We start from the raw sequence: 9,937 nt of genomic DNA, 5'->3' as shown, positions 1-9,937 counted from the left end.
CCCGCCGTTGCCGGTGGGCCCCGGGCACGCCGGTCGGGCGCCGGAGACCGCGCGCGGGCCCGGCGGCGGCGGGACGCCCGCGGGGATGCGCCTGTGGATCCTCTCGGACCTGCGGGTCGATCGGGCGCCCTACGAGCTTCCGCACCCTCTGCCGGAGTTCGACGCGCTGCTCGTCGCCGGCGACGTCTGCACCGGCATCGAGGCCGCGTTGGCTTGGCTCGCCCGGGCGCTGGACGGGCGCCAGGGAAGCCGGCCCGTGGTGATGGTGCCGGGCAACGCGGAGTACTGGTCCGACGTCCCCATGGTCGAGGCGCTCGCCCGGGGCCGCGCCCTGGCGCGGGAGCTCGGTCTCCATCTCCTCTCGGACGCCTGCGTACGCCTCGACGACGGCCACGGCCGCGGCGTGCACGTGGTCGGCGCAACCTTGTGGACGGACTGGGCCCTGCATGGGCCGGCCCGCGCCCGCCTCGCGCGAGGGTATGCCCGGCATCACTGGCCGGATGCCCGCCGCATCCGCCTGCGCGCCGGCCGTGACTGGTCGCCACCGGACGCCGCCGGGGCCCACGCCCGCTCGCGCGCCTACCTGGAGGACGCGCTCGGCTCCATCGCCTACCAGGAGGTCGGCTTCCGGGCGACCGCGACGTCCGTCGTCACCGGCGTCGCGCGCGGGGACCGCGCCGTGGTGTTGACCCACCATGCCCCGTCGCGCCGCTCCCTGGCCGCGGATTGGCCCGGCTGGCTCGGCGACGAGTGGGTCGCCGCCGCCCTCGTCTCCGACCTCGAACCGCTGATGAGCGGCTGGGGCGCCCCGAGCCTCTGGGTCCACGGTCACGTCCCGAGCCGCGCCGACTACAGGCTGGGCCGGACCCGCGTCGTGGCGAACCCCACACCGGGGCGGTACCGGGGCCCATCAGCACGGCCTGACGGCCGCGGTTGCCATGCGGGCCCCACCCGAGCTCCCACGTGAGCCCGGCTCCCCTACACCGGTTCCGGCGCCATCGGCCGACAGGATCCGGCGTGGTCACCCGATGACGGGACGGGCGCCCGCCCGGGCCGGAACCGCGGCGCCCGGGTTCCGGGTTGCGGCCCGGGACCCGCCACGTGGGCCCATGCCCGGTCGGTGGCTACGGCTAGCAAGAGCCGCCGCCGCACCCGATCTCCGTGCAGGCCACCACGCCCCGGGCGGTGTCGGCCACGAGCTCCTCGGTGAGGCGTAGCAGGCTCTCGACGCGCGGGTCGCTGAGGCGGTAGCGCACGAAGCGCCCCTCCTGCTCGCGCAGGACCAGCCCGCAATCGTACAGGCAGCCCAGGTGGTTCGAGACGTTCGACTGCGTCAGCCCCGTGGCCTGCACGATCTCCGACACGCTCAGCGCCCCGGGGCGCAGCGCCTCCAGGATGACGAGGCGCGAGGGATCGGACAGGCCGCGGCAGAGCTTGGCCATGTGTTCGGCCTTCCGGCGCAGGGCCGCCGGCGCAGCGCTGCGCTGGGGTCGAGCACGCCGCCCGGGCAGGAGGGTCTGGTCTTCAGCCATGCTTGGACATCGTCATTCGCTGATATGTGGCGCGACGCCTCTCGATCCCCAGCCCGGCCAGCCCGTGCGGCGCGTCGATGCCGGGTCTCCACCATGTGGAGCCGCACAAGCGCGCCTCGTCAGCCGATCCGGCCGAGGGCTGGCCAGGTTTCCAGCAGCCAGGAGCCGATCTCGGTCAGGCGGCCCGTCATCATGGCGAGCCCCATGCCGATCATCACCCCTCCGGCCGCGAGATTGAGGAGCCGCCCGAACCGGCCGAGGCCCCGCCCGAGGCCGAGCAGCCGGTCGGTGAACAGCGTGGCCAGCAGGAACGGCAGCCCGAGCCCGAGCGAGTAGGCGGCGAGCAACACCAGGCCGCCCGCGCCGGCGGTGACGGTGGTCACGGCGAGGATCGACCCGAGCACGGGTCCGATGCAGGGTGTCCAGCCGAAGGCGAAGGCCAGGCCGAGGAGGTAGGCCCCGCCGGGCCCGCCGCCGGCAAGCGCCCCGTGGTAGCGCAGGTCGCGTTGCAGGGCCGGGAGCCGCAGGACGCCCGTCGTCACCAGGCCGAAGAGGAGGATGACGGCGCCGCCGATGATGCCGGCCTCAGACCGGTAGGACAGGACGAGCCGGCCCAGCGCCGTGGCGCCGGCGCCCAGAAGGACGAACACGGTCGAGAAGCCGAGCACGAAACACAGCCCGAGGGGGAGCGCGCGGACGGCCGGACCGGCTCGCGCGCCGCTCCTGGCTTGGCCGGCGAGTGACCGGCCAGCCACGAAGGAAACGTAACCCGGCACCAGCGGCAGCACGCACGGGGACAGGAACGAGACCGCGCCGCCGGCAAAAGCGGTCAGCAGACCCGCCGTCGAGACCTCAGGCACCGGCGCGCTCCACGGCCGCGTCCGACGCGATCCGGCCGTCGCGGACGTTGACGAGCCGCTGCGCCCTCGCGGCCACGGCCGGGCTGTGGGTCACCATGACGAGGGTCCGTCCGTGGCGGTGAAGCGCGGCCAGCCGGTCGAGGACGTCCGCCTCGGCGGTCGAGTCCAGGTTCCCGGTCGGTTCGTCGAGAAGCAGGAGATCCGGGTCGTTGGCGAGCGCCCGGGCCAGGGCGACGCGTTGTTGCTGGCCCCCGGAGAGCTGGCCCGGCAGATGGCCGGCCCGGTCGGCGAGCCCCACTTGGTCCAGGAGGTCGAGCCCCTTGCCGCGTGCCCGGGACGCGGGCCAGCCGCCGAACCAGAGGGCGGTCTGAACGTTTTCGAGCGCGGTCAGGTGCGGCAGCAGATTGAAGAACTGGAACACGAAGCCGATCTTGCGCGCTCTCACCGCGGCGAGGCGGCGTGCGCTCAGGCGGGACAACTCCTCCCCATCGAGATGGACCTTCCCGCTCGTCGAGCGGTCGAGGCCGCCCATCAGGTGCAGCAGCGTGCTCTTGCCATGGCCGGAGGGCCCGACGACCGCGACCCAACTGCGCCGCTTGATCGCGAGCGACGCCTCGTCCAGGGCCACCGCCGCCGCCTCGCCGCGGCCGTAGACCCGGGAGACCTTCTCCAAGCGGACCAGCGCATCTGCCTCAGACATGTCGGATCGCATCCATCGGTGTGAGCCGCGCCGCGCGCCAAGCCGGATAGAACCCGGCGAGCAGCGCCAAGGCGACGGAGAACGCCAGCACGCCCGCCATCGTCCCGGGGTCGAGCGCCGGCGTGGGCGATTGGCGCAGGGCCGCCGTGAAGGGATTGTCGGCAAGGGACGGCCCGATCCGGTAGGCCGCCAGCACGCCGAGGCCGAGGCCGATCAGCCCTCCGAGCCCGCCGTAGAGACCGGATTCCAGGAGGAAGCCGATGAACAGCGTGCGCCGGGTTCCCCCGATGGCCTGCAGGATGCCGATCTCGCGCCGCCGCTCGTAGACGGCCGTCATGAGCGTGTTGGCGATGCCGAAGGCGGCGGCCACCACGCCGACGATGGCGACCGCCTGCATCGCCGCGCCGACGGTGCCGACGATGGAGAGGACCGAGCTCACGAGCTGCTTGTCCGACACCACGGCGACGTTGGCCGCCTCCTGGATGCGCAGGCTGATCTCGTCCGCCCGCTCCAGGTCGTCGACCTGCACGGCGACGAAGGAGACCTTGCCCTCGGTCTCGTAGATGCGCTGGACGACGGCGAGCGGCGCGAAGGCGGCGACGTCGTCCTTGGTTCCGGTCGTGTCCAGGACGCCGACGACCGGGAGCGGGCGGCCGCGGACGGTGAAGGTCTCCCCCGGCCGCAGCCCGAACTGCTGGGCGATGGCCGCGCCGATGACCACGCCTGCCTCGTCGGGTCCCTGGAAGTAGCGTCCCTGGCCCACGCGCCAGCCTTGGAGCGCCCGCATCGCCGTCGGCTGGATGCCGATCAGCGGCACCGGGCGGTTCCGGAAGGCCGTGCGCTGGTTCAGGTAGGGCACGGCCGTCCGCACCCCCGGCACCGCCGCGATCTTGGCGAGTTCCGTCATCGCGATGGCTTCCGGCAACTGCTCGCCGGTGAGAACCGAGATCTGCTCGTAGGCGCACCAGCCCTTCGGGGTGACGACGAGGTTCGCCCCCAGCCCCTGCGCCTGGCGCCGGATCTCCTGGGTCAGGCCCTGGCCGAGCGTGAGAAGGGCCACGAAAGCCGCGATGCCGACGGCCACGCCCGCCAGCGTGAACGCGAAGCGGCCGGGCCGGCGGACGAGATTGCGCCAGACAAGGGTTCCGAGATTCACGCTGCGTCTCCCGCCGAGCCTGCCGTCGTGCCGCCAGGGCGCGTCATTGGAACTGACCGTGGTTCTTCAGGCCGGTCACCCGGAAATACGGGTGCCGGTCGCCCTGGACGAGCTCGCCTTCCAGGTCGACCTCGTCCCAGCGCGCAACCGGCATCGCGGTCTCCGCGCTGACCGGCAGGTAGAACTTCGCGCAGTTCGTCGATTTGCAGATCTTGGCCTCGCGGGCATCCACAACCACGAACTTGCGGGGGCTGGTGCCCTCGGCTCTGGCGACGACCGCGCGCAGCGTGATGCCGCCCTTATAGTTGAAGGGATCCGCGGCGATGTCATCGACCTGGAGCGCGCCGGGCGGGAGCGGCCGGGGCGTGCCGCCCAGCCCAGCGAGGACGTTTCCGGTCGCGCCCCGGGTGTTGGCCCAGAGGGCTCCTCCCAGGACGGCGATGCCGACGGCCGTGAGCGTCGCGAGCGCGAGCCGGGACGTGCGCGAGGGGGGTGTTGCCGCGTTCATGAGGTCCTTCCTCTCTGTTGGGCGATGGCATTTCTCAGGATGGCCTCGATCCGCGGCCCGTCCCATTCCGCCGGCCCGACGAAGCGGCCGATCTCATGGCCGTCCCGGTCGAACAGGAGGGTGGTCGGCAGCCCCGCGGCCCCGACCTGCGGCAGGACGGCTCCCGCGCTGTCGAGGAACACCGACAGGTGCCGCACGCCGGCGGTTTCGTAGAACCGGCGCACGACCGCGGCGCCGCCCCGGTCCACGGACAGGGCGACGACCTGGAAGTCCGGCCCGCCGAGCTTGGCTTGCAGACGGTCCAGCGCCGGCATCTCGTGGCGGCAGGGCAGGCACCAAGTCGCCCAGAGATTGACGAGAACGACCTGGCCGCGGAAATCCGCCAGGCGAGCCGGATGTCCCTCGCCGTCCACGAACGCCAGCAAGGCGGGGGAACCGGGGCCGGCGACCTTCGACCAGAGCGCCCCGCCGGCGAGGAGCAGGACAGCGGGGACCAGCCACGCCAGGCGCCGGGTTGCCGGCCGCTTCAGGCTCTCCATGCGGGTCTGGCTCATGCCCGCGCCTCGGTCGCGCGCGGCACGGCTGGGTCTTGGTCAAGCCGAAGTGGCGGGCATCCGGGCTTGTCGGGACCGCCCCCGCCGGGCCGCGCGCCGGACCTCGGACGTAAGAGGCGGGCCGAGTTCGCGAGAATTCCGAAATCGGGTCCCGCCTGCGCGGCGGCTGCCAGCGTCGGCGGCAGGAGGCCGGACGCCGCGAGGCTGAGGCCGGTCAGGTTGTAGACGACCGTGAAGCCGAGGTTGAACCGCACGGCCCTCATGGTGCGCCGCGCGATGCGGACCACCTCGGGCACGAGGGTCCAATCCTCGCGCATGAGCGCGACATGCGAGGCCTCCAGGGCGACGCCGCTGCCCGCGGCGCCCATCGCGATGCCGACGTCGGCCTGGGCCAGCGCCGGTGCGTCGTTGACGCCGTCGCCGATCATCACGACGACGTGCCCGCGGCTCTGGTACTCCTTGACGACCGCGATCTTCTCCTCCGGCAACAGGTCGGCGCGGTAACCCAGGCCGAGCGGTCCGGCGAGCGCAGCGGCGGTGCGAGCGTTGTCGCCCGTCACCAGCTCGAAATGCCGGATGCCGAGCGCCCGCAGCGCGGCGAGGGCGGCCGGCACCGCGGGCCGCTCGGTGTCCGTCGCCGCCAGAACCCCGACAGGGCTGCCATCGCAGGCCACGACCACGAGCGTCTTGCCCGCCGCTTCCAGATCGGCCATCCGCGGCGGTCTGTGAAATCCGTCCGGCAGCAGGCGTCTGCCGCCCACGGTGACCGTCGCGCCCGCGATACGCGCCCGCACGCCGTGGCCGGGCATGGCCTCGAAGTGCTCGGGCTCAGCCGGACAGAGCTGGCGTTCGGCCGCCGCCGCTCGCACCGCCTCGGCCAGGGGATGTTCGGAGTAGCGTTCCGCGCCCGCCGCCATCCTCAGCAACCGCTCCTCGCCCGGAGCGCCCGATCCATCGAACGGCACGACGTCCGTGATCCGAGGCCGGCCGAACGTCAGCGTGCCGGTCTTGTCGAGCAGCACCACGTCGGCCCTGGCGAGAGCCTCCAGGTAGCGCCCACCCTTGATCAGGAGACCGCGCCGGGCGGCGCTGCCGATCGACGCGATCATGGCGACGGGCGTGGCCAGCGCGAACGAACAGGAGCAGGCCACCATCAGCACCGCCGCGGTCGCGAGCGCGTTTCCACTCACGAAGAAGGTGGCGGTCGCGACGGCGATGACGACGGGCAAGTACCAGGTCGCGAACGTGTCCGCGATGCGCTGCACGTCGGCGCGGTGTCGGTCGGCCTCCTCGACCATCTTGATGACCCGGCCGAAGGTCGTGTCGACGCCGATGGCGGTCGCTCGGACACGCAGGGCGCCGAGTTGAGCGAAGCTCGCCGCGAAGACGCGCGCGCCGGGGCCCGCTTCGACCGGCATCGACTCGCCGGTGATCGAGGCCTGGTTCACGGTGGCCTGTCCGGCGATGACCTCGCCGTCGACGGGAACCTTCTCGCCCGGGCGCACGACCACGGTCTCGCCGATCCGCACCTCGGCGACCGGCACTTCGATCTCGGACCCGTGGCGCTCGACCCGGGCTTTTTCGGGAGCGAGGCTGGTCAACTCCCTGACGGCGCAGCGTGCGCGCTCGGCGGTGAAATGCTCGACGTAATCGGCGAGCCGCATGAAGAACACGACGATGATCGCGGCCGGCCAAGCGCCCGTGAGCACGGCGGCGCCGAGGCCGACCGTCATGAGGGTGTGCGAGGTCACCCGCCGCCTGAACGCGGCGCGCAGGACGGAACGGAAGATCGGGTAGCCGCCGAGGAGGACCGCCGCGAGCCAGAGCGGCCATGCGACAAACCCGGACAGCCGGTCCAGGAGACCGGACCATTCGGCGAAGACCACGAACCCGACGACAGCCCCCAGGGTCGCGCCGAAGGCGGCGAGCAGACCGGCCGAGAAGCTGGCCATCGTGTTCTGCAGCGCAGGGTCGCGCGCGGCCGAAACGGCGCCGCAGCCGACGCCGCACCCGCATGCCGGGGCGTCGGCGGCGTCGTGGCCCGGTCGTTCGCTCAGCATGGCTCGGCCTCCGCGCGCGGGGCCGGTATCGGGGCGACACCCCGTGCGGTGCCGGCCGGCCCTGCTTCCGGCAAGCGCAGCGCGACCGCGCCGCCCGGGTCGCGCAGGTCCCGCGGCCGGGCGCTCGGATCCGGTGTCGCCGTGCGGTGCGTCACACCCGCGTGTTTCTGGGCGCCGATGCGGCGGGCAGGGGTATTCGGGGCCATTCACGAAACCGTGCGGAGGGGTGGGGACGAGCGCCCGGACGGGTTCGCCCCCTCAGGAACCGAGCATGGGGGCGATGATTTTTTCGATGTCCTCCATCGAAAGGTTCCCAGCGTACCTTTGTCCGTTGATGAAAAAAGTCGGCGTTGAACTCACCTTGAAGGTCTCGGTGGCGCGCCGCCTCACGGCGCTGACCGACGCGTATAACTTCTGATCTTTGAGGCAGGACTCGAATTTTTCTTGTTGAAACCCAGCTTGCCGCAGGATCGCCTGCAGATCGTCCAGGGGCTTGGCAGTGAAAGCCCAGTCCTTCTGATGATCGAAGAGTAGATCGGTGACCGGGTAATAGCTTGCATGGCCCTTGCAGCGGGCCAGCATGAATCCGGCGGTCGCCAGGGGGTCCAGCGGAAACTCGCGCAGGATGAAGCGCACCTTCCCCGTGTCGATGTAGCGCCGCTTCAGCTCCGGGTACGTCTCTCGGTGAAATGCCGCACAATGGCCGCATGTCAGGGACGCGTATTCGACAATCGTCACCCTGGCGTCCGGCGACCCGAGCACGACATCCCCGAGCGGCCCCGCCTCGGCGAGTTCCCGGGCCGATACGTTTTGTGCAAGGGCCGGCTTCACGGTTGCCGAGGCCGAGGCTATCAACAGCAGCCGAAGTGCTCCGCGTCGGTTCATCGCAATTCGCTTCCTCGGCAGATGCTTGGATGCGGCTCGCCCGGTCTGCGGAATGGGGCCTGGCGGGCGCTGGGATGCATGACGGTCAGCACGAAGCCCTGTCGCATTCGCGGATGTTCGCGATGGCCCGCTGCAGCGCTTCGACGCCCACCGCGCCCGCGATGATGCCGTCGTTGAGGACGAACGCCGGGGTCCCCGTTATGCCGAGCTGGTCGGCCAGGGCGGCATTCTCCCGGAGCACGGTCGCGACCGCCTCGTCCTGCATGTCCTTCCGCAGCTTCCCGGGATCGAGCCCGAAGTCCTTGGCGACCGCGAGGGCGCGTTCCCCATCGGCGCGGCCTCGCGTTTCCATCAGCTTGTCATGGAACTCTCGGAGCTTGCCTGCGGGCAGTCCCCGCTTCGCGGCGATTGCGACGCGGCTGGCGTCGGTCGAGGCCGCCCCGAGAACCGGGAACTCCTTGAGGACCACCCGCAGCTTCGGATCGCTCTTGACCAGGGCGTCCACATCGCTTCTCGCCTTTCGACAGTACGGGCAATTGTAATCGAAAAACTCCACGAGCGTGACGTCGCCGGCCGGATTGCCGATAACGTAATCGTTTGCGGAGTTGACCAGCTTACCGCGCGCTTCGCGCAGTGCGACAGCTTGTGTCGCCTTCTGCGCCTCCTGCTGGCGGCGCTCAAGCTCGGTCAAGGCCTCCTGAACCACGTCCGGGTTCTTCAGCAGATACTCCCTGATGACCGCTTCGAAGGCCGGCCGCTGCTCCGCGCTCAGGATGCCGGACTGACCCTGAGCGACGGCCGGAGCGGAGGCGAGCAACCCGATGAGGGCGAGGCGAAACGGGATCATGAGTGCCGAATGGCTCCTTCCGACCGGCCCCGACCGAGGGGCTTGCGGTACCGATCATCTCATCATATTGCCATGTGCTGATATGTCTGGCAAGCGCCTGGCTCGGGCGGCGCGCCGGCACACCCCGGCCGCGCGATCCTGGGGTGTCAGGCCGTCCTATGCGGAGATCCCGAAACGCGATGTCACGTTCAACGACGGCGACGGTGATACCGCAGGGGCGGCGCCGTTCACGCGGACGGAAGCACCGGAGCCATGGAGCGGTACCCTCGCGCCCGACCAGCGGCTCGCCTGCGTGACGAGGCTCTGCCGCACCTGAAGTTTGGAGACGGCCTCTCATGACCCCATCGGCCCGCCCGGCGCGGATCGGCATTCTGACGGTCTCGGACCGTGCGAGCTCAGGCGGCTACGCGGACGCGAGCGGGCCGGCCATGCATGCCGTCCTGGCGGAAATCCTCGCCTCTCCCTGGGAGGCGGTCGCGCGCACCGTGCCGGACGGCGTCGAGAGCGTGCGTGACGCCCTGATCCGGCTCGTGGACGACGCGCACTGTGACCTGGTCCTGACCACCGGCGGGACGGGGCCGGCGCCCCGCGACCTCACCCCCGAGGGTACCGAGGCCGCCTGCGACAGGATGATGCCCGGCTTCGGCGAACTGATGCGGCGGCGCGGCCTGGATCAGGTGCCGACCGCCATCCTGTCGCGGCAGACGGCGGGCCTGCGCGGCAAGGCGCTGATCGTGAACTGATGCGGTGGATGCCCCCACCGACCGGCATCTCGTATGCCTGATGGTTGAATCGGAACCGATCATAGGGGTCATCGATGACGACGATCAGCATG

The 9,937-nt window shown here is 71.4% G+C and carries 10 protein-coding genes and 1 pseudogene; 2 read left to right on the top strand and 9 right to left on the bottom strand.

Features of this window, described 5'->3' with window-relative positions; genetic code table 11:
- Window positions 1-7: 7 nt before the first annotated feature.
- Window positions 8-967, top strand: coding sequence for a metallophosphoesterase family protein (locus MET9862_RS26735; protein WP_244612928.1), 960 nt, complete (start codon window positions 8-10; stop codon window positions 965-967).
- A gap of 163 nt (window positions 968-1,130) precedes the next feature.
- On the opposite strand, the gene MET9862_RS26730 is transcribed toward MET9862_RS26735, so the two are convergent.
- The 9 genes from MET9862_RS26730 to MET9862_RS26690 form a co-directional block, all read right to left on the bottom strand.
- Complete coding sequence (locus MET9862_RS26730; RefSeq protein WP_009865682.1) at window positions 1,131-1,532, bottom strand: ArsR/SmtB family transcription factor; 402 nt, start codon at window positions 1,530-1,532, stop codon at window positions 1,131-1,133.
- 119 nt (window positions 1,533-1,651) lie between these two features.
- On the bottom strand, window positions 1,652-2,392 hold the full coding sequence (locus tag MET9862_RS26725; protein ID WP_012752972.1) for a cytochrome c biogenesis CcdA family protein: 741 nt from the start codon (window positions 2,390-2,392) through the stop codon (window positions 1,652-1,654).
- Window positions 2,385-3,092, bottom strand: a complete 708-nt coding sequence (locus tag MET9862_RS26720) for an ABC transporter ATP-binding protein (protein ID WP_012752971.1) — start codon at window positions 3,090-3,092, stop codon at window positions 2,385-2,387. Before MET9862_RS26720 ends, MET9862_RS26725 begins: the two co-directional genes overlap by 8 nt.
- Entirely contained in the window at window positions 3,085-4,248 is a 1,164-nt protein-coding gene (locus MET9862_RS26715) for an ABC transporter permease (protein WP_012752970.1), read from the bottom strand. The genes MET9862_RS26720 and MET9862_RS26715 overlap by 8 nt, the downstream gene beginning before the upstream one ends.
- Window positions 4,249-4,291: 43 nt before the next feature.
- Entirely contained in the window at window positions 4,292-4,756 is a 465-nt protein-coding gene (locus MET9862_RS26710) for a hypothetical protein (RefSeq protein WP_012752969.1), read from the bottom strand.
- Window positions 4,753-5,310: a TlpA disulfide reductase family protein gene (locus MET9862_RS26705; protein WP_009863353.1), complete on the bottom strand. Its 558-nt coding sequence runs from the start codon at window positions 5,308-5,310 to the stop codon at window positions 4,753-4,755. The genes MET9862_RS26710 and MET9862_RS26705 overlap by 4 nt, the downstream gene beginning before the upstream one ends.
- Window positions 5,307-7,370: a heavy metal translocating P-type ATPase gene (locus MET9862_RS26700; protein WP_142585968.1), complete on the bottom strand. Its 2,064-nt coding sequence runs from the start codon at window positions 7,368-7,370 to the stop codon at window positions 5,307-5,309. Before MET9862_RS26700 ends, MET9862_RS26705 begins: the two co-directional genes overlap by 4 nt.
- Before the next feature lie 258 nt (window positions 7,371-7,628).
- Window positions 7,629-8,255, bottom strand: coding sequence for a DsbA family protein (locus MET9862_RS26695; RefSeq protein ID WP_012752966.1), 627 nt, complete (start codon window positions 8,253-8,255; stop codon window positions 7,629-7,631).
- Between the two features lie 85 nt (window positions 8,256-8,340).
- Window positions 8,341-9,102, bottom strand: coding sequence for a DsbA family protein (locus MET9862_RS26690; protein WP_142585967.1), 762 nt, complete (start codon window positions 9,100-9,102; stop codon window positions 8,341-8,343).
- Window positions 9,103-9,437: 335 nt separating this feature from the next.
- On the opposite strand from MET9862_RS26690, the pseudogene mog reads away from it, so the two are divergent.
- Window positions 9,438-9,842 (top strand): annotated as a pseudogene (gene mog, locus MET9862_RS26685) (molybdopterin adenylyltransferase); the annotation flags it as partial.
- Between the last annotated feature and the right edge of the window lie 95 nt (window positions 9,843-9,937).

Origin of the sequence: Methylobacterium symbioticum (genome assembly GCF_902141845.1) — a bacterium.
Taxonomy (GTDB): domain Bacteria; phylum Pseudomonadota; class Alphaproteobacteria; order Rhizobiales; family Beijerinckiaceae; genus Methylobacterium; species Methylobacterium symbioticum.
The sequence above is the reverse complement of the archived record's forward strand: the minus strand, read 5'-3'. Positions and strand labels throughout refer to the sequence as shown.